Raw genomic sequence first — 20064 nt, 5'->3', positions numbered from 1 at the left:
TAATCCGTAATTTAAGGTACCCTTTGCATTTTTTCAGATGTCACTTTAGCAATTCTAGGCCCTTCAATTTTCTGTAGTTCAGCGGACTTTTGTTCCACTGCTTCAAAGACCCTTAAAAAGTTCTCTTGGGTCACCTTTTTCAGCTCCTTTTCTGTCCAACCTCTGTTGGCCAACTCCAAAAGGATATTCGGAAATGTACTGGCATCCTCTAACCCCTCAATCAAGTAACTCATCCCATCAAAATCACTTCCAATACCTATATGATCTACACCGATCATATTTTTCACATAATCAAAATGATCTACAAAATCCTTGACCGTTACTTTAGGATGTGGATTGGCTGCTTCCCAAGCATCCCATTCAGCATCAGCTAATTCAATCTCTTCGTCAGACATCTGGTCAGGATTAGGATACTTTTCTTGAAAGGCCTTGCCCATGCTATCGAGCTTCACCAAAAAATAATCATGGGCTTCTTGAGTGGTAAAATAGTTGACCGGTGTCAACATAATCAATCCTCCGTTTTCCTTCAATTTCAAAAGTACCTGATTTGACGCATTTCTTTCGGTATCGGTAAGGGCTCTTGCATTGGCATGGCTGAATATGACAGGAGCCCTCGTGATTTCCAGTACATCCAGCATTCCTTTTTCTGTAATATGGGAAAGGTCGATCATGATACCCAGGCGGTTCATTTCCAATACCAATTCTTTCCCATAATCGCTCAGACCATCATGAATGGGTTCATCGAAAGCCCCATCTGCAATGTTATTGTTGTTATAAGCCAAAATCACAGAGCGTAAACCCAATCGGTATAATGTCCTCAATCTCCCCAGATCATCCACCAATTCATAGGTATGTTCCATGGATGGAATGATGGCAATCTTGCCACTTTTCATCACCTGCCTGACTTCAGAAGAAGTAACTGCAACCTTGAAATCATCGGCATACTTCTCCTCTATTCTATAGATCAAATCCCAACCTTGCAGATATTCATTCATCTCTTTGCCTCTACCAAAAATATTGATCAGCAGTGCCCCCACACCTCCCTTGCGCAATCGGGGAATATCAATATGACCATCCGAAATGGTATCTAATTTATAGTCATCCAACTCTCTCGGACATGCTTTACACCAGATAAAATGGATCAATAGATCATTGTGTCCATCAATCAGCGGAGCTTCTTTCAGCACTTTGGCAACCAAATCTTCATGACTTAGCTCTACATGGCTAGTGCAGGAAATCAAAAGGATTAAAATCAACCAATAAATTTTAACTTGCTCAAAATTCATAAAACCAATAGTTTTTATTAAGGCAATTGCCAATTTCATAATTCATTGGTAAAGTTTTCAAACTGAATCATTCTCTCTAGAAAGCTATTACCACTCATTCCATAATTCTTCAAAAAAAGGATGCACATCATCTCGTAATCCGGACAACAATGCATCATCGTCCAAAGTCTCTTGGTTATTCAAAAGAAACAACCAAAGATTGATTAATACATCTGCACCACCTTCATTGTAAAGCTTTCTAGCAGCATCATGAAACCTATACTGATACCATGCATAATTCCGAGGGGACTGCGTTCCTATTTCCCAATAATTGTCTTGAAACTGTTCAAGGGATCTGAAGGTATAATTGTATTGGTCCTCTTTGGACCAATACATGGGTAAGAGCTCCAAAGCCCCTAGGAATTCCCCCCTTTCTTCCGCAATAAAAGTATGTAGCATCAGGTTACACAGTATCTCTGAAAGCCAGTTTCTTTGGGTATTAAGCCCTGCTTTAGAAGCCCATGCATGCCCGAGTTCGTGGACTGGCAATAAATCAAAAAAGTACCTGCTACTTACTTCATCATTTAGACTATAAGTCATTGGAAAAAGCTCCTTGTAAGGTGAGGATAATGAAGAAAAGTCAGGAAGCTGCATCCTCCAAAATGTATTATCCTCCGCCGCCACTAATAATCTTTTTTCGTTAGGTATAAAGTGAGGCATTCCGTAAATCAAATTTGGGTCAGTGTAATGTGGCCAATCCTCCTTGGAAAGCACATAAACCTTGAATTCAACTTCCAATTCCTCCAAGGTTCTTTGGAAAAAACTATTGGCTTCATAGCAGATTTCACCTGAAAACTGGGCAGAAACCTCCTGGTCCTGGCTGTAAAAAACAGCCGTTTCGCCAATACTCCATTCCAAGAGTAAAGGTTTATCTTGGGCTTTGCTTAAGTAGCAAAATCCCAGCAAAACCACATAGAGTATCAAAAACTTAATTTTCATCTTTAAGCAATAGGAAGATTTCAAAATCATAATTTCCTGCAACGTTTTGTACCTAAAGCTACGCAATGAAATTACTAACAAAAATACCCTAATCATGTGATTCTTTGGGGATTTCGGTCTATAAATTGGTTAAGAAAATATTTATTCCTCAAACAAGCGTTTCTGAAATCATAAAAGGCAATAGAAAAATAACCGCAGACACCACACTTCGATTCGGTAAATTTTTCGGCACAAGCCCAAAATTTTGGTTAGGATTACAAGATGAATATGATCTTGGAAAAGAACAAAATCAGAAAGTTAATGAACTGGATAGGATCATTCCAATCGAGGATTCTGCTGCTTGAGAATATTATTTCACGCAGCGACCGCAACGATGAATGCGGCGGGCGCAACGAGTCACATTTTCAACTTCGTTGCGCCCGTTGCGTAATTCCGTGGCGCCCGCCGTGTGAACTCTTTTCCAGTTAAAAAAAAATAAAATGCAGGGCTTAATTGAACCAATAAACTAAAGGTTATTGGCTATTCTATGAATCCCATCTTTCAGGTATTTTACATTAAAATTTAACAGCAATCCCAGCTTCTTAGCTGAAAGTTTCAAATAGGTCAAAGTTTGAGCAAAGTGGACAGGGGCTAAGCCATCATTGGCTTTGACTTCTATGATGACTTTATTTTCTACCAGCAAATCTAAACGAAACCCTGCTTCAAACTTTATTTCTTTGTAAATTAATGGAACCGGCACTTGGGATACTACGAAAACACCAGCCTGAATCAATTCATACTCTAAAGCTTTTTCATAAACAGACTCTAGTAATCCTGGTCCCAGGTTTCTATGAATTTCAAAAGCCTTATCAAGGATTATCTTTGCTATTTCATTTTCATTCATCCTTTAAAAAAAGTAAATAAATATCTAAGATCAATGATTTCACTTTTAGATAAACGTTTAAATAATCGAATAAAAAGTTCACGCAACGTGCGCAACGATGAACGCCACGAGCGCGACGTAATATAGAGTTCCTTACCGTGGCGACCTTTGCGTTTCTCCCGTTGCGGCCGTTGCGTTAAAACCGTTGCGCTCGCCGCGTGAAACCAAAACCTAAAACTCAATCACCACCTTCACTTCATCCGAAAGCACCAAACTCTTTTCCCCTAAACCATAATCCAAGCGATCAATTGTGAACTCACCTTTAAACTTCTGTTGCTTTCCCGTTTGGGTTAGGGTAAAAGGGATCTCAATTTCCCTTTTCACATCCCGGATCTGCAACTCAAAAATCCCAATAAAAGCATTCTTCCCATTTGATCGTAAAGACTTTGATTCTAAGCTAATGAAAGGAAATTTTTGGATATGAAAATACTCTCGTCCATGTAGGTGCTTGTCCCTTAACTTGATTCCGGTTTGGATACTCTCAGGATTCGCTTTTCCCCGAATGCTCGATTGAGCTAATTTCTTTGGATCAAAATCAACCATTACTTCCCAATCTGAGATCGTTCCATCCACGATTATGCCTGCATTTTTGATTTTAAATTGAATAGGGTTTGTAGGTTTTATAGACTGTGCAGGAAGTAGAAGCGGCACTATCAAAAAGAATATTAGCATAAATAGTAACAAACGACTTCTAAAGTCAATTTTCTCACTTAAGTAGTTAAAGTTCTCGCAACGAACGCAATGATTACCTGACGATCGCCACGGGGCTACGACAATATCTAAATATCCAATATCCATCAATATCAATGTTTAAAGCGTTAACAAATAAGCAATCAACGCCTTCTTGTCCATTTCATTCAAATCCATCCCAAATTCATGTCCCTTGACTGCCTTGGTCTTCACATCATGGGGCTTGAAGGCTGTAGGTACATAGTCATCTCTCAATCGTGCCGGATCAAACAAGTCCTCCAATTTGGCCAAGGAAGCATCATGCAGGAAAGGTCCTCTGTACCATAAACCCAATAAAGAAGGTACTTTGTAATAACCCGTCCCTCTTCTGGTCTTCATGGTATAATCCGGATCAGTGCCCACAGAAATACCGAAGATATCATATTTGTCATAGTGTTCATCCGGTATTTCAAAATCATCGGAGGGCGTCAATTTATTATTGGTAAAAAGCGGTGGGGTGTGGCAGGTCACACAACCCTGCTCGGCAAAAATGATTTTACCGCTTTCGCTGATGGCTGAAGGCTTGTTTGGGTTTTCAGGTGGCGTCAAAGAATACACGTACTTGGCAAGGGCATATAACTGCGCATCAGAATGTCGGTCATGGGTTCCAGGAAAAAAAATGGGTTCACCACTTTTGAGCCTTTCTTTGGTCAGTCCAATGGAATTGTAGTCCCCATAAAAATTCAAAAAGTCCAAAGCCTGGTTCATGGCGATATAGCGCATCATGTCCTCTATATTTCGATGCTGCCCCAAACCTCCATGGTCAAGGTATTTCCTGTCTTTTACACCAATAAGATTCGGGGCTTGAGGTGGATATAGGATACTGGTCCCTTGTCTACCAAAGGCTCCTTCGGGTACAGCTTTATACGCTTCAATAATTGCTTCTCTTCCACTGGAAAGGAGTTTCCCATGCGGATCACCATCTGCAAAAGGGCTTCCAAACAGAATATTGGTAATCCCCTGCACTCCCCTTTCAGAAACCCCATCAGATTCCAGGGCAAAGGCAAAGGCCTTATCTCCAGGCCAGTTGCCTTGGGCACCTTTCAAAAGGGATCCATCATCCATTACCCGGGTATGGCACATGGCACAGGACAAATTCCCTAAATAGACTTTCCCTTTTCCACCCACGATCCACTGCGCAAAAGGCATGATTCCTTCAGGAGTCAAGGGCATATTTGTGGCTGAATAAAAATCCTTGTTTCGGACATGTTGGGTATTGATCACCGCCCCTAAAGTGTCAATGGGATAATCAAAAAGCAATTCCCCGGCCTTGATATAATCCTCCTCTGTCAGCAATTTACTTTCATCCAATACAATCTCTGCTTCCTGTTCATGCAACCATTCCCAATACCCTTCCGGTTCATGGTCAGGGTGATAGACAGGATAAGTCTTGTAGATGACCCTTTCAGGGAGTTTATAATAAAACTCCTCCGATACTGGCTGTGCTGAATATTCCGGGTTTGAATTGGGCAACTCCCAATCCTTCATGGCTTCATCCGTCCAGATGCGGGGGATATCTGAAAAAGAAAAATAGGAAGCATCTTGTTTGCTCAACCCAAAAGCGAGTAGAGGTAGCAGCATGCAGCCATACAGCCACAAGGGGAGTCTAGAAAGCCATTCTTTGATTTTCATCTTAACACTTTATTTTCAATCACTTACACAAGTTACAGCTTTCAAAAGTCCTTCACAATACCCTAATCAGGGGATTAGACCTGGCAGGTCTCAACCAATACCCTAATCCCGATACCCGGGACAAGTTATCTAAGAGTATCAACTCATATTTTTTTTTAATCAATCTCAAACGCCTGCTACTCTTCAACCATTGAGTCCGTCGCGACGGACTCAATGGTTTTTAAACCAATCCTTCATTAATCGCCTTGGAAACTGCCTCTGTCTGACAATGCACCTGAAGCTTTTCATAAATATGCTTGATATGCGTACGGACGGTATCAATACTGATTTTGCAGTCGGCAGCAATCAGCTTGAAGCTATTGCCTTTACTCAATGAAAGCAGCACATCTTTTTCTCGTTCAGTCAAACCATAATCAACCGTATGTTGAGGTTTTTGCATGGACTGTATCACTAACTTAGCTACAGCAGGAGACATGGGAGCACCTCCCTCCATAATTTCCTCTACCGCCGAAAACAACCGTGTTGCAATGTACTTTTTCAATAAATACCCTGAAGCTCCTGCTTTAATGGCATTCAGCACATTTTCAGAATCATCAAAAACAGTCAGGATCAACACAAAAGTTTCGGGCAAAAATTTCTTCACTAATTTAGTAGCCTCTATGCCTGACCTTCCCGGCATCTCAATATCCATCAAAATCAGATCAGGCTTAAAGCTCTTTACTTGTTCTTCCACCTCATTGGCATGACCATAAGCCCCCAACAACTCCATACCCTCATCCAACACCACCATGCTGCTGATGCTTTCGCGGAGAAGGTCGTTGTCTTCGTATAATAAAACCTTATTGGACATATTCTTGGTATTCAATGGAACTTTGTTTTATGGCAAACTCCTCTTATTGAAATAAATATCATAAAAATCAATATGTTAGGAAATACCACAATCATGTGATGGAGAGGAATCATGTAATAGGAGCTCTTAGTTGAATGGAGGTACCCATCTCTGGGTAGCTTTCGATGGTCATACTGCCCCCCATCATACTGGCTCTTTGCTGCATATTGAAAAGGCCATTGCCTTTTTTTGTTTGGTGAAGGTCAAAGCCTTTACCATCATCTTTGATCAACAAATTGAGTTTGTGGTCTTCCACCTTAAGTTTGATTTCAAGGTGTTTACTGTCAGCGTACTTTGCGGCATTGTTTAAGGCCTCCTTGAAAATCAAGAAAAGGTTTCTTCTTTTTTCCAAATCGAGTTTGACATGTTCAGCCCCCTTTCCCACTTCAAATTGGCAAGTAATGCCTTTGGGTTCTAAGATCTCTGCTGCAAACTCTTGCATTTTGCTAAGTAATTGATCAAGATCATCATTATTGGGGTTAATGGACCAGACGATATCGCTTAATTTGTCCATCATAGAGGCCGTCTGGGTATTGATTTTTGAAAAAAGGTTTTTGCTAGCCTGATCCTCTTTTTGCAATGCCATCTGAGAAAGAATGTGGATACTGGAGAGGGTACTTCCCAAGTCATCATGAAGGTCCCGTGCTATGGAATTTCGCAGTTTTTCCACTTCCAAAAGTCTCTTGGTTCGCCCCACAATCCGGTATTTGTTGACCAAAATACCTGCCAGTAAAATCAAAAAGATAAAGACAGCAAGAATCAGGTTTTGGTTCGCTTTTCGCCTATCAAGTTCTACCCTATCCAGTTCTTTTTCTGTCTTTAGCAGGCTGATTTCATTTTCTTTCAGATCAAGCGCATACCTTGATTCCAGTTCCTTGAGCTGTGCCTGCAATGCACTGATTCCAATGGAGTCCCGATAAGCATATTCTTTGGATTGGGCTTCCAAGGCTTGCCGATATTCACCTTTTTCCTGGTAGTATTCTTTGAGATTTTTATAAGCCGTCACGGCATTCCCGTAGTCCTTTTCATTTGAAGTAATTTTAGAAGCGGCCAATAAACTGTTGTATGCTTCTTTGTCTTTAGAGAGCAATCTTTGAACTTTGCCCATATCAGCAAGAATAACGGCCTCATAGGTTTTGATCCCCGCTGTTTCGAACACATTTTGGGCTTCTTGAAAATGCGATAAGGAGGATTCATAATCACCCATCTTTTCATAATTCTTGCCTAAATTGATCAGGTTTTCCCCAACCTGATTGTTCAGACCCAATGATTCATTTATCTCTTTGGCTTTTGAAAAATAAGTAATGGCTTCCTCAAAATAACCCATATCCGAATAGATATTGCCCAAATTCCCAATCACTACAGCCTCCCCTCTTTTATCCCCTAGGAGCTTTCTATACTCAAGAGATTGTAGGAATTTCTTTTCCGCTTCATTATAATTTTTCAAATGATAATATACATTTCCCAATAAATTATAGGCGAAAGACAAGCCTGTTTTATTTTGGGTCTTTTCAAAAATCTCCAAAGCTTTGTATGCTGATTGCATTCTGGAATTCTGGTCATTCAAACTACTATGTACATTGGCCAAATTGATATACAGTCCTGCCACATTATCTTGTCCAATGATTTGATGGTCTAGAGCTAGAGCCTTTTGATAATTCGATAGCGCAATATCATATTTCCCGATTCTGTTATAATGAATCCCTTTCCCAATATATAGCGCATAGGCGAGTTTCAAGTCATTAGGATTGAATTGTAGCAGTGCTTCGGCTTTTTCAAAATAATAATCAACAGAATCCAGCTTACCTGTTGCTGAATAATTCCCTGCCAATCGGACTGCTGCAGTGGTTTTGAATTTATTGAAAGCAGGATCATTCTTCATGTTCAAAACTGCCCAGTAGCTTTCCGTGGAGCGCTTCAGATCTGATCGTTCTAGGTTGATTCCTAGATTTAAAAGGGCCTTGGCATGGACCGTATCTTTTTTATTTTGGGAAACAATAGTCTGAAGACTATCTAATTTTGCCGTTTGAGCGATAGACTCAAAACAAGCAAAAAAGAAAAAACACACCAAATATCTCATGGTCAAACAATTGAATACCCAAACAATTTAACAGTATTTTCTAAAAGCAAAAAATATCCATCAAAAAGAAAGAGGTTTATATGGTAAACCTCTTTCTGTAAATTAGGTCAACCCATCAATCCATCCTGTAAACTTTACCTTCTTTCATCACAAATATTACATCTTTCATGACATTGATATCCTTCCCTGGATCTCCAGAAACAGCAATGATATCAGCCAATTTTCCTTTTTCTATGCTACCAATTTTATCTTCCATTCCCAACAATTCTGCGGACCGAAGTGTGGCTGTTTGAATCGCCTCCAAATTTGGCATTCCAACTTCAGTCATATAGAGGAATTCGCGGTAGTTTTCTCCATGAGGAAACACACCTGCATCAGTTCCAAAGGCAATTTTAACTCCTCGTTTATAAGCTTTTTCAAATGTACTCTGTATCAACGGCCCGATAGTTTCTGCCTTCGTCTTGACAGGAGCAGGATAGTATCCCGGAATACGAGCATAATCTGCGACCGATTTTCCTGCTGTGATGGTTGGTACATACCAAGTGCCAGCTTTAATCATCATATCCATGGTTTCCTCAGACATATAAGTTCCATGCTCGATAGAGTGGACACCACCAATTACTGCCCTTTTCATCCCCTCATCACCATGAGCATGTGCTGCTACATGAATACCAAAATCTGTAGCTGTTTCAATCACTGCATTGATTTCATCTTGTTGAAATTGAGGTGCATTTCCATCTTTGGCTACGCTCAAAACACCTCCTGTAGCTGTTATTTTGATTACGTCAGAACCATTTTTCACTTGTTGTCGGACAGCCTTTCTTGCATCTGCTACACCATTGATTACACCAATTTCAGGGCCAGGATCTCCCATTAAATCCCTGCGCATTCCATTAGTAGGATCTGCATGTCCACCTGTAGGGGCTATAGATTTCCCAGAAGTAATTATCCTAGGTCCTTCTACCTTGCCGGCATTAATGGCGTTTCGAAGTGAAATATTCACCCCTGAACCTCCTAAATCCCTTACTGTAGTAAATCCCGCCATAAGGGTAGTTTTGGCAAATATGACAGAGTTAAATGCTATATCAGCTTCATTATCAACAAATCTATCCAAATACCTTCTCGGACTTGTTTCGTTTTCCATGTGTACATGCATATCCATTAAGCCTGGCATGACTGTTTTTGTCTTCAAATCAATCAATATATCAGATCTACCAGGAGTCGTATAACCTTTTTGAACTTCAGTTATGACTTCTCCTTCTATGATGATGGTCATTTCTGAGAGCATTTGATTATTCTTCACATCAATTAGCTTTCCTGCATGGATAAAGGTTCTTTGGGCAAAGGTAAACTGGGTGATCAGCAGCATTGCCAAACTTAGCATTAGTGTTCTCTTCATATTTTTGGATTTATTTTGGTTGCCTAGCTAAGCTACAAAATTTCATGAAAAAAATCTAAGTTGGGTTAAGATATGGATTGGAAAGAATTATCCGATTTAATCGTTTATAAACGGTTATAAACACTTAATGCCCGACAATTAAAAGGGAAGTGATAGAAATTCGAGTCGTTGATCCATCAACAGTTATTCAATTCATCTTTAACCAAATAAAAAAATCATGGGCGGAATCAAAAACAGAGTTCAGCTAATCGGGAGATTGGCAGCTAAGCCAGAAATCAATCACTTCGAAAGTGGTAAAATCAAAGCCAACTTCAGAATGGCTACCAATGAGTATTACAAAAACGCGAAAGGCGAGCGGGTAGAAGAAACTACCTGGCATAATGTATCTGCATGGGACAAAGCTGCATCTATTATTGAAAAATATACAGATAAGGGCTCAGAAATAGGAATCGTTGGTAAGCTTAGCAGCAAGTCGTATGAAGATAAGGACGGCAATAAAAAATACTACACTGAAGTAATTGCCGACGAGGTGCTCCTTTTAGGTGAAAAATCAACCGTAGAGTCCTAAATCGAGCGAGCCAGCCCCCTTTTGGGGACTGGCTATTTCAACCCTGTTTTGAAGACATTTCTATTGATTTTATGAACTTTTAATATGTAGTGGACTGTAGACATGTAGACAAATTCACATCAATAAGATTAATGACAGAAGTGATTTTGAAGGATTACAAAAACCTATTACCTCATTCTACTAATAACTCGTACACCATTAAAACTTTTCCTCTTTTCTAAACAAAGACATTGAATTAATAGTATTTTTGAGGTTCAAAAACCTATTAAAACAATGAAAAAAATTGCAGTTTTTACCTCTGGGGGAGATGCTCCAGGAATGAATGCCTGTATCAGGGCTGTTGTTAGAACAGCTATTTTTCATGGACTAGAGGTCTATGGCATCACATATGGCTATGACGGCATGATTAGCGGTAATATTAAAAGGATGCATTCTCACTCCGTAAGTAATATTATTCAAAGAGGGGGTACAATCTTGAAATCTGCAAGAAGTGAGGAATTCCGGACCAAAGAGGGAAGAGAGAAAGCTTATCAGCAGTTAAAATCTCTAGGAATAGATGGGATTGTGGCAATCGGTGGAGATGGAACTTTCACTGGTGCCAAAGTTTTTTATGAAGAATATGGAATTCCAACTATTGGTTGTCCTGGAACTATTGACAATGATATATATGGTACTGATTATACCATTGGCTTTGATACTGCTGTAAATACAGCTTTGGAAGCAATCGATAAAATCAGAGATACTGCTGCTGCTCATGATAGAATTTTCTTCATCGAAGTGATGGGTAGAGATAGTGGTTATATTGCAGTGGAATGTGGAATCGGAGGGGGAGCTGAATTTGTAATGGTACCAGAAACAGAAACCGATCTCAAGAAAGTAGTAAAATCTCTTAAAAATCTAAGAAAATCTAAATCCTCAAGCATTATCGTAGTAGCAGAAGGGGATGAAGAGGGTAATGCGGATCTCATCATGGAAAAGGTGAAGGTTAAAATCAATGACGAGGATAAAGAGTTCAAAGTAACGACACTAGGGCATATTCAGCGAGGAGGTAACCCTACAGCAAGAGATCGCGTCTTGGCTTCAAGGTGTGGGATGGCTGCTGTAGAAGGATTACTAAACGGAGAGGCTAATTGTATGGCAGGTGTAGTAAATGGAGATGTAGCCTATACCTCTTTTGCAGATTGCATAGGAAAAACGAAACCCCTTAAAGGCGATCATTTGAGATTAATTGAAATATTAAGTATTTAAAAAATAAAATGGGTTTTATTCCAATATTCTTGACTTTGGGTGGTGCAACGATGCTTTTCATGATGGTTGTTAGGCAGTCATTTGTAAACAAAAAACAACAATTTGATTCCTTATTGGAAAGTGTGGTCGTAGGCTTAAGCAAAATATCAGGAAAGCCTGCATGTAATGCTGACTTAGCTTCAATTCAAGCCTCTATCCAAGAAGTCAAAACCAAGCTAAACACAGCAAATTTAACTGAATATGACACTTTTGTAAAATCACCTCTCAATCAAGCCAAATTGATTAGACTACAACACAATCAATTAATCACAAAAAAACCATATAGCTTTGTAGCCAAAATATTTGGCTACAAAGCTATATGACCTTTAATAAAATCTAAGATATCCTTTTCTTGATTAGGTAAAAACCATCTGATACTTTCATCTTTTCTAAACCAAGTCAATTGCCTTTTGGCATAACGACGAGAATTCCTTTTGAGCAACCTGACAGCCTCTTCCTTATCATACTCTCCGTCTAAATAACCGAAAATCTCCGAATACCCAACTGTTTGCAAAGCATTTAGGTGCTTGTAAGGATATAATTCGGCTGCTTCTTCAAACAAACCTTTAGCTATCATCAAGTCCATGCGATGATCAATCCTATCGTAGAGTTCTTCTCTATCTCGTTCCAGTCCTATTTTGATAATATGAAAAGGCCTTTCTATTTTCTTTCTCTTTCTGAAACTGCTAAAAGTATGACCTGTCCCATCGAATACTTCTATTGCCCGCATGAGTCTTTGTGGGTTGTTTTTATCTACAATTTCATAATAATCAGGATCGATGTTAGCAACCCTATCTTGAAGATAAGTCAAGCCTTTTTCTTCAAACTTTTTGATAATGCCTGCTCGTATTGTAGGGTCTATATCAGGAATATCATCGAATCCATTGCAAATAGCATCAATATAAAGTCCAGACCCTCCGGTCATGATTGCTACATCTTTTGAAGAAAATATATTTTCGAGTATAGTTAAAACATCTTTTTCAAAAGCCTTGACATCATAAGGTTCGAAAATTGAATGTGAATTAACTAAATGGTGCTTCACTGATTTCAATTCATCAAGGCTTGGTTTTGCCGTTCCAAGGTTCATTTCTTTAAAAAACTGTCGACTATCAGAAGAAATAATTTCTGTCTTAAATATTTTACCTAAATTTATGCAGAGATCTGTCTTACCCACCGCAGTAGGCCCGACAATTACAATCAAATATTTCTTATCCTTCACAATTTCTCTTATTCAAAAGCACCAATAAAGCCACGAAATTACCAATAATTGCAAAATGAAAAGCAAAAATGTCTTAATAGTCGATGACAATGCATTGAACAGACGAGTGTTTGAGCATATTATTGGGCAGGTGTATAATTTTGACATTGCTCAAAATGGGAAGATTGCATTAGAGAAATTGAAAAATGGGAATTTTGATCTTGTATTGATGGATATTCAAATGCCTGTAATGGATGGGATCACTGCTATGAAAAAGATAAGAAATGAAAACCTGACAGATTCACCTATCATTGCCATCTCTGCTTACGCGGAGCAGAATGACAAAGATTATTTCTTGTCTACAGGATTCAGTGATTTTATTGCGAAACCTATCAAACCAAAATTATTTCTTGAGACTATCTCGCAACACCTGAAAGAGGAAATTAAAATAGATGGAGAAATATCAGGAGTAGAAAGAGAAAATCTGGATACTTTAGACGAAAAGGTGCTAAAGCAGTTGCAGAAGTACAATTCCATAGAAAATATCCATGCGGTCTATACTGACTTCATCGAAGAGACTGAATCCCTACTTCATGAAACAGAACAGCTTTTAAAGACAAAAGACTATGAGTCCATTGGAGAGAAGCTTCACATCATCAAGGGCAACTCAGGCACGTTGGGCGCACAAAAAGTCTATAATTGTTGTAAAGAGTTTGAAAAAAATATAAAAAATGGCATTTTTGATAATACTTTAAAAGATTATCTAATTTTGAGGGAGTTATTTGACTCGTTTAAAACCTACATCAACCAATCTGAACATTTTAATCCATGATGGAAGCAAAAAAAGTACTCGTTGCAGAAGACAGTTCTGTAATCATCAACTTGACAAAGAATGTATTGATGTTTGAAAAATACAGCATCACTGCGGTCAAAAATGGTAAACAAGTAATGGAGAAACTTGAAAAAGAGGATTTTGACCTTATTTTGATGGACATCAATATGCCTATTATGGATGGCATAGCATGTACAAAGGCAATCCGACAACTGGATGACAAGAAAAAATCATCAGTTCCAATTATCGCGATAACTGGTAATTATAAAAATTACACTTTGGATGATTTCAAAAAAGCTGGACTGAATGACTACGTCCAAAAGCCTTTGGATTATGATAAGCTACTTGCTACTGTCAAAAAACATTTATCCTAGTATTTTGTAATATTGATGAATCATGGCAGTTAAGTATACAAAGAACTACCTCGACAAACTCGAGAACTTATTTGCCTCGTCTGAATATATTCTGAGATATGAAAAAGGGAATTTCAAATCAGGATATTGTATCCTAAAGGATAACAAAATCGTCATCATCAACAAATACTACACCTTGGAAGGAAAGATTAATACTTTGGTAGATATCATCAAAGAGCTAAGTTTCAAGCCCAATGAATTTACAGATAAAAAGAATCAAGACTTCCTCGGTGAATTACAACAAACCGTTTTGAAACTTTGAGAGTAACATTTTTAGGCACAGGAACTTCACAGGGCGTACCAGTCATCGGTTGTAATTGCCCTGTATGTGCTTCCCTCGACTTTAGGGACAAAAGACTTAGATCCTCCATTCATATAGAGATTGAGGGTAAAAGCTTGGTCATAGATACTGGGCCAGACTTCAGAGCTCAAATGCTAAGAGAGCAATTCAATAAGTTAGACGCTGTGATATTCACTCATGAACACAAAGACCATACTGCAGGATTGGATGACATCAGGCCTTTTAACTTCATGCAAAAGAAAGACATGCCAGTCTATGCTACAACTAAAGTATTGAATCAGATCAAAAGAGAATTTTCTTATATTTTTGAAGAAGTCAAATATCCAGGCGTACCTCAAGTAATGGCCAAAACGATATCTAAAGAGAAGATCTTTGAAGTAGAAGGTGTCAAAATCCAGCCTATAGAAGTCATGCATTATCGCTTACCTGTATTGGGATTTAGAATTGGGGATTTCACTTATATCACAGATGCAAAGACTATTGCTCCCAGAGAGCTAGAAAAAATAAAGGGTAGTAAAGTTTTGGTACTCAATGCGCTCCAATTGAACCATCATATTTCTCATTTCACTTTAGAAGAGGCTGTTGCTATGGTTGAACTTTTGAAACCTGAGAAGGCATATTTCACACACATCAGCCATAAATTGGGTACCCATGCTGATGTTGAAAAGCAATTGCCAGATCATATTAGATTAGCTTTTGATGGATTGAAAATTGATATTGCCTAATGCATCTCAATTATCATTTTCTTAGATTCCTTTGTCCTCAACTCAATGTTTCTTTTCGGGATGCAGAGATTGTCACGTGTTTTTCTCAAAATAAAGATGAATTGGTGATTGGGTGCATCATAGATGATTCAGAAATCTACATTCGAGCTAATTTACTACCAAGTATCTCTTGCCTATCTTTTCCGGATGAATTTAAACGAGGCAAACGAAATACAGTATCCTTGTTCCCTGAGTTACTAGGCCAAAAATTTTCAAAAATAGAAGTAATTCCTTTTGAAAGGGCATTTGTATGTATAATGGAATCGGGTGATAAGTTACTTTTCAAATTGCATGGAACCAGGAGCAATGTGATCTACTATCGAAAGGGCGAGGATTTGCCTACACGAGTTTTTAGAAATGAAATCAAAGATGATCATCAGCTACAGCTTCATGTTTTAGCAAAAAATCTAGACTTGAGTAAGGCTAATTTCATAGCTCTAGAAGGTAATGCTTCAAAATTTCTTCCTACACTTGGGAAAATCCCGAGAGAACATTTAAAAACTCAAGGGTACATTGAAGCAAGTCTTGATAAGAAGTGGGAATTGATGCAGTCAATGATGGATATGCTGGATTCACCTTTGTATTCCATTGTCAAAGGTCATACAGGGCATAGCTTAAGCTTGCTACCGGAAAAAAAGCCTTTATATCAATCATCTAACCCAATTGCTGCATGCAATGAATTGTTCAAATACTTGGTAGTCATTCAGGCATTTGAAAAAGAAAAGCAGTATTGGGTAAAAAGCTTTGAAGATCAAAAGAAGAAGTCTCAAGCTTACATTCTCAAAACAACTGAAAAGCTCAATTCACTTGAAAAAGAGACTGCTCCCTCGCAGCTTGCGGATGTGATTATGGCCAACTTACACCAAATCCCTAAAGGCGCTGAAGAGGTCGAGCTTTTTAACTTCTACACCCAAGAGCAAGCGATATTTAAGCTCAAAAGAGGTCTTAGCCCACAAAAATTTGCGGAAAATCTATACAGAAAATCAAAAAACAGGAAAATAGAGATCGATCAACTTTACCAAAATTTAGCTGATAAAGAAGCTCTCCTGGAAAACATCCAAGCTATGTTAGCAGAGCTTTCGGATATTACTCACTTCAAGGATTTGAAAAGTTTTATCAAACAAAATCAACTTCTATCGAAAGAAAAAGAAAAACAAGAGCAGGTTCCTTTCAAGAGGTTTGAGTTTGAAGGATTTGAGATTTTGATTGGGAAATCAGCAAAATCAAATGATGAGATGCTGAGGTATTTTGCTTGGAAAGAGGATTTGTGGCTGCATGCCAAAGATGTCTCAGGTTCTCATGTCATCATTAAATATAAGTCTGGGCTAAATTTCCCAAAAACTGTATTAGAAAAAGCAGCAGAACTTGCAGCCTATTACTCCAAAAACAAAAATGAAAGTATAGCTCCGATCATCTATACACCTGTGAAATTTGTCAGAAAAGTAAAAGGAGCTGCTCCTGGTGCAGTAATGGTCGACAAAGAGAAAGTTATGATGGTCGTGCCTCGAGGACCCCAAGATTAAGGTTGTAAAACATAATCAATGACATGCATGTACCCATTTTTAAAATTATTATCAATACTTAAAATAGATACGGCATTCCCTTTGAGATCATAAATCAAGCTTGCAAAAATTGATCTCCTTATATGAACAGGAAAACCATTCATTGTTTGAAATGCATATTCAAAATTTCTTTCAGGAAACCATACTACTTTTGGTATAATGTGATATAACATCATTTTTTTAAAATTTTCGTACCCCATGGCTGCAACCAAATTTTCGATACTATCAACCCTGTATTGATTAAGAAGTCTTTGAAATGCTGCATTGGTAGGAATAAATATAGTAACCTCTGAAAGATCCAACAAAGTATCTCTAAGGTCATCTATCAAAGTCAAGGCAGTCAAAAACTGGTGAAATCCTAATCTATTGGCTTCTTGTATCAAGTCCCTTTCAACAAATGAAGCATAATTTGGTCTCAATACCCGGTGAACTTTGTGGATAATAGAACTTCCTTGGTGAACAGGAATATCATATTGGATAATAGCGGAGGAGCCAAAAAATCCATCCCTGATAATTCTCAAAGTATCATTTAGATATGAAAGCCTCAATTCATGACCATGGATAGAATATGCTCTAGCCCCTTTAAACTCTAGAAGTCTCTTCCTTTCTGGAAGAATATGAAACTCTAAGACTTCATCAAAATATTCTTTCCCTCCTACTCTTCTATGAAGCTCCTCTATTGTGGAGACCTTATATGTTGCAAATAAGTTTTCAAATGCTTCATCAGATGGTGCGAAAATAGTTTTACCAGTTGTGAAATCTATGGTGATATGACTATTAAATATTTCTGAGAATTTTGATAAATCTTCAAACTTAGCTAATTCATCTACAGGGAAATGAGATGTGTCTTCTTCCTTATCAAAAATTCCACAAGAATTATTAATAATCAAAATAAGACAAGACATAAAAAGGAAGGTTAGATTTTTCATATTTAAACAATTTAAATGAAAACAAAATAATGAAAGCCCTAGCCTGAAAAATTCATATGTACTTGAATTACAGTTAAATATAAAAAAGATCGGTAATAATTAAAAAAAATCAATAATTTCTTCAGTAATGGACTCTTTTTCTTGGTGGACCAAGGGAGATTTTATTGAAGCCCCTCACCAATGTATAAGTTCCTCCTATCCCAATAGCTCCACCAGTATAAAGTAAAGTTTTTCCCAAATCAGGATTAGACCCGAGTAGTTGTCCTCCTAAGATGGTTACAGAGTATCCTACTGTGGCGATAAAAATACCCGTTTTGAGTTGTTTTTGAGATTGATTCAAATTCAATTGAACTTGATACAATTCTTGATCGAGTACAATTACCTGTTTGATCAAGGAATCTAAATTAACCTTTTCTGTACTTTGACAAAAACTAGAAAAAGACAGCCCAAATACCAACACTATTGTGAAAAAGAACCTATACATATGTTATTGATTTATCCAGTTTTTAAAATCATTCACTCGATCTCTTGCTACGATAATATCGGTTTCAGGTTGTGTGTTCATCATCAGCATCATCCTTCCATTTTGATAAGGTTTCATTTCCACCAAATCATCCAATTGAATAATAACAGACCTACTAACTCTAAAAAATTTGGAAGGATCTAAATGCTGTGCTTCGAGCTCACTTAAAGTGAAGTCTATGATTGATTTCTTTTTGGTTTCTTTTTCGTAGACATATGTTATCCCTTCATAAGAATAGAAATAGGCTATATCTTGAGCGTTAACAAATCGGATTTTACTTCCTGATTTTGTCAGGAATCTTTTTTTGAAATCTTTTGACTGATAGCCCAAAATCATATTTTTCAATAAATCAGCATTGATTTGAGTTAAGTCTAAGGATTGAGACTTCAAGTTTTTTACTTTATCAAATGCCTTGAGCAAACGTTCTTCCTGAATGGGTTTAAGGATATAATCTACACAATTATGATCAAAAGATTCAAGAGCATACTTGTCATATGCGGTCACGAAAACTATTGGAAAAGAAATAACATTGTCTTTAAGCACATTGAAACTTAAGCCATCTGCCAAATGTATATCACAAAGCATCAAATCAATCTGAACATCACTGCGTAAAAGCTCTAAAAGTTCTTTGTTGCTTTGAGCTGTAGCAACGACTTCAAGGTCTGAATTTTGAGCATTAATTATATTTCGAATCCTATTCAGTGTAAGTGGCTCGTCTTCTACTATTGCTATCTTCATGGATCAGTGGTAGGCTTATTTGGAAATAGTCTTTTTCATCATTTATGATAATCTTCTTATCTAAAAATGAATATCTCTCCGAAATGTTTTGAAGTCCTATACCAGAAGAATACTCTACAACATCTTTTTTCTGCTTTTTATTGTGAATTTTTATCAGTTCACAATCAGATGTTATCGATACTGTCAAAGGTTCTTTTTCTGTGAAATAGTTATGTTTGACAACATTTTCCACCAAAAGTTGAAGTACTGAAGGAGGTAAAAATAAGTCTTTACAATCCTCAGAAATATTTTTTGAAAATTTCAAAGATTTTTGAAATCTGATACTTAAAAGTGAAATATAATTATCTAAAAATGTCAATTCTTCCTTTAATGGAATCAATTCTTTATCTCTAGTCGAAAGTATATGTCTGTATATGATCGAAAGCTTTTGTAAGTACTCGTCTGCCAACTTTGGATCTTCATGAATCAAAGAAGAAATAGTACTCAGATTATTGAAAAAAAAATGAGGGTTTACCTGTGAGTTTAAAGAAACAAGTTGAGCCTCTATATTGAGAGAATGAAGTTTTTCCGCTTCTACAGCTTTTTCTCTATATCTATTACTGAAATAGATTATCGCATTAACACAATTGAGGAATAAATTGATTCTAAAAGCAAAACCACTGGTCAAAAGCAAGTTCTGAAACGAATAACTGAAAGGCTCACCCAGAGCAGCTTCGGTAATTAATATAGAAGATAAACTGATAAAAAATACTCCTATGATACTGAGCCCAAATTGTAATAAAAGTGGCTGTATCTTGATTTTTATGTTGGTTTTGTACTTTTCAATAAATGAATTAACAAACCAAACAGCATAACAAAGTATAAAAATGATGTAAAATAGTTTATCAAGTGGCAAGTCAGCTTGATATAGCCGATCTCCATCAAGCACCTTTATATTGATGAAGGAATAAATGGCCAATAAGCCCGGAAAAAGAAATTTATATGGGCCGTTGAACATGACTTTAAATTTGTTGGGTTTGAAATTCTGCAGAAAT

The 20064-nt window shown here is 37.5% G+C and carries 22 protein-coding genes; 9 read left to right on the top strand and 13 right to left on the bottom strand.

Annotated features, from left to right (window positions below):
- Positions 1-11: 11 nt before the first annotated feature.
- Together CHB66_RS06830 and CHB66_RS06825 are read right to left on the bottom strand one after the other, a co-directional pair.
- A complete protein-coding gene (locus tag CHB66_RS06830; RefSeq protein ID WP_089239312.1) occupies positions 12-1325 on the bottom strand; it encodes a dipeptidase in 1314 nt (437 codons plus the stop codon).
- 48 nt (positions 1326-1373) lie between these two features.
- On the bottom strand, positions 1374-2264 hold the full coding sequence (locus CHB66_RS06825; protein WP_089239310.1) for a hypothetical protein: 891 nt from the start codon (positions 2262-2264) through the stop codon (positions 1374-1376).
- A gap of 104 nt (positions 2265-2368) precedes the next feature.
- Between CHB66_RS06825 and CHB66_RS06820 the strand changes: the two genes are divergently transcribed.
- Positions 2369-2608 (top strand): HigA family addiction module antitoxin, encoded by a 240-nt coding sequence (locus CHB66_RS06820; RefSeq protein WP_089239308.1) that lies wholly within the window; start codon positions 2369-2371, stop codon positions 2606-2608.
- Between the two features lie 161 nt (positions 2609-2769).
- Here the strand turns inward: CHB66_RS06820 and CHB66_RS06815 are convergent, their stop codons facing one another.
- The 6 genes from CHB66_RS06815 to CHB66_RS06790 form a co-directional block, all read right to left on the bottom strand.
- Complete coding sequence (locus CHB66_RS06815) at positions 2770-3147, bottom strand: GxxExxY protein (protein ID WP_089239306.1); 378 nt, start codon at positions 3145-3147, stop codon at positions 2770-2772.
- A 210-nt stretch (positions 3148-3357) separates the two neighbouring features.
- Entirely contained in the window at positions 3358-3858 is a 501-nt protein-coding gene (locus CHB66_RS06810; protein ID WP_245812681.1) for a YceI family protein, read from the bottom strand.
- A gap of 138 nt (positions 3859-3996) precedes the next feature.
- On the bottom strand, positions 3997-5547 hold the full coding sequence (locus CHB66_RS06805) for a hypothetical protein (RefSeq protein WP_089239302.1): 1551 nt from the start codon (positions 5545-5547) through the stop codon (positions 3997-3999).
- Positions 5548-5767: 220 nt separating this feature from the next.
- On the bottom strand, positions 5768-6412 hold the full coding sequence (locus tag CHB66_RS06800; RefSeq protein ID WP_245812680.1) for a response regulator: 645 nt from the start codon (positions 6410-6412) through the stop codon (positions 5768-5770).
- A gap of 94 nt (positions 6413-6506) precedes the next feature.
- Complete coding sequence (locus CHB66_RS06795) at positions 6507-8516, bottom strand: tetratricopeptide repeat-containing sensor histidine kinase (protein ID WP_089239298.1); 2010 nt, start codon at positions 8514-8516, stop codon at positions 6507-6509.
- Between the two features lie 115 nt (positions 8517-8631).
- Positions 8632-9915: a metal-dependent hydrolase family protein gene (locus CHB66_RS06790; protein ID WP_089239296.1), complete on the bottom strand. Its 1284-nt coding sequence runs from the start codon at positions 9913-9915 to the stop codon at positions 8632-8634.
- Between the two features lie 217 nt (positions 9916-10132).
- On the opposite strand from CHB66_RS06790, the gene CHB66_RS06785 reads away from it, so the two are divergent.
- The 3 genes from CHB66_RS06785 to CHB66_RS06775 all read left to right on the top strand — a co-directional run bounded on the left by CHB66_RS06785 (position 10133) and on the right by CHB66_RS06775 (position 12093).
- Entirely contained in the window at positions 10133-10483 is a 351-nt protein-coding gene (locus tag CHB66_RS06785; RefSeq protein ID WP_089239294.1) for a single-stranded DNA-binding protein, read from the top strand.
- Between the two features lie 273 nt (positions 10484-10756).
- Entirely contained in the window at positions 10757-11731 is a 975-nt protein-coding gene (gene pfkA / locus CHB66_RS06780; protein WP_089239292.1) for a 6-phosphofructokinase, read from the top strand.
- A gap of 8 nt (positions 11732-11739) precedes the next feature.
- On the top strand, positions 11740-12093 hold the full coding sequence (locus tag CHB66_RS06775) for a hypothetical protein (protein WP_089239290.1): 354 nt from the start codon (positions 11740-11742) through the stop codon (positions 12091-12093).
- Here CHB66_RS06775 and miaA read toward each other — a convergent pair.
- The gene (gene miaA / locus CHB66_RS06770) at positions 12078-12992 is read right to left on the bottom strand and encodes a tRNA (adenosine(37)-N6)-dimethylallyltransferase MiaA (protein ID WP_394335277.1); all 915 of its coding nucleotides are present in this window, start codon (positions 12990-12992) and stop codon (positions 12078-12080) included. The two genes, CHB66_RS06775 and miaA, sit on opposite strands and share 16 nt — an antisense overlap.
- A gap of 52 nt (positions 12993-13044) precedes the next feature.
- On the opposite strand from miaA, the gene CHB66_RS06765 reads away from it, so the two are divergent.
- The 5 genes from CHB66_RS06765 to CHB66_RS06745 are packed head-to-tail and all read left to right on the top strand — an operon-like array spanning position 13045 to position 16801.
- Positions 13045-13800, top strand: a complete 756-nt coding sequence (locus CHB66_RS06765) for a response regulator (protein WP_089239286.1) — start codon at positions 13045-13047, stop codon at positions 13798-13800.
- Positions 13797-14174 (top strand): response regulator, encoded by a 378-nt coding sequence (locus tag CHB66_RS06760; protein ID WP_089239284.1) that lies wholly within the window; start codon positions 13797-13799, stop codon positions 14172-14174. The genes CHB66_RS06765 and CHB66_RS06760 overlap by 4 nt, the downstream gene beginning before the upstream one ends.
- A gap of 22 nt (positions 14175-14196) precedes the next feature.
- Positions 14197-14475: a hypothetical protein gene (locus CHB66_RS06755; protein ID WP_089239282.1), complete on the top strand. Its 279-nt coding sequence runs from the start codon at positions 14197-14199 to the stop codon at positions 14473-14475.
- Positions 14472-15239, top strand: coding sequence for an MBL fold metallo-hydrolase (locus CHB66_RS06750; protein ID WP_089239280.1), 768 nt, complete (start codon positions 14472-14474; stop codon positions 15237-15239). The genes CHB66_RS06755 and CHB66_RS06750 overlap by 4 nt, the downstream gene beginning before the upstream one ends.
- Positions 15239-16801, top strand: a complete 1563-nt coding sequence (locus CHB66_RS06745) for an NFACT RNA binding domain-containing protein (protein WP_089239278.1) — start codon at positions 15239-15241, stop codon at positions 16799-16801. Before CHB66_RS06750 ends, CHB66_RS06745 begins: the two co-directional genes overlap by 1 nt.
- On the opposite strand, the gene CHB66_RS06740 is transcribed toward CHB66_RS06745, so the two are convergent.
- The 4 genes from CHB66_RS06740 to CHB66_RS06725 all read right to left on the bottom strand — a co-directional run bounded on the left by CHB66_RS06740 (position 16798) and on the right by CHB66_RS06725 (position 20027).
- Complete coding sequence (locus CHB66_RS06740) at positions 16798-17769, bottom strand: fasciclin domain-containing protein (protein ID WP_089239276.1); 972 nt, start codon at positions 17767-17769, stop codon at positions 16798-16800. The two genes, CHB66_RS06745 and CHB66_RS06740, sit on opposite strands and share 4 nt — an antisense overlap.
- A gap of 121 nt (positions 17770-17890) precedes the next feature.
- Entirely contained in the window at positions 17891-18253 is a 363-nt protein-coding gene (locus CHB66_RS06735) for a hypothetical protein (RefSeq protein WP_089239274.1), read from the bottom strand.
- 3 nt (positions 18254-18256) lie between these two features.
- A complete protein-coding gene (locus CHB66_RS06730; RefSeq protein WP_089239272.1) occupies positions 18257-19030 on the bottom strand; it encodes a LytR/AlgR family response regulator transcription factor in 774 nt (257 codons plus the stop codon).
- A complete protein-coding gene (locus CHB66_RS06725; RefSeq protein WP_089239270.1) occupies positions 18987-20027 on the bottom strand; it encodes a sensor histidine kinase in 1041 nt (346 codons plus the stop codon). The genes CHB66_RS06730 and CHB66_RS06725 overlap by 44 nt, the downstream gene beginning before the upstream one ends.
- Between the last annotated feature and the right edge of the window lie 37 nt (positions 20028-20064).

The sequence above is a fragment of the Belliella buryatensis genome (assembly GCF_900188245.1).
In the GTDB taxonomy this organism is placed as follows: Bacteria; Bacteroidota; Bacteroidia; order Cytophagales; family Cyclobacteriaceae; genus Belliella; species Belliella buryatensis.
This window is presented reverse-complemented; position numbering and strand designations above follow the sequence as displayed.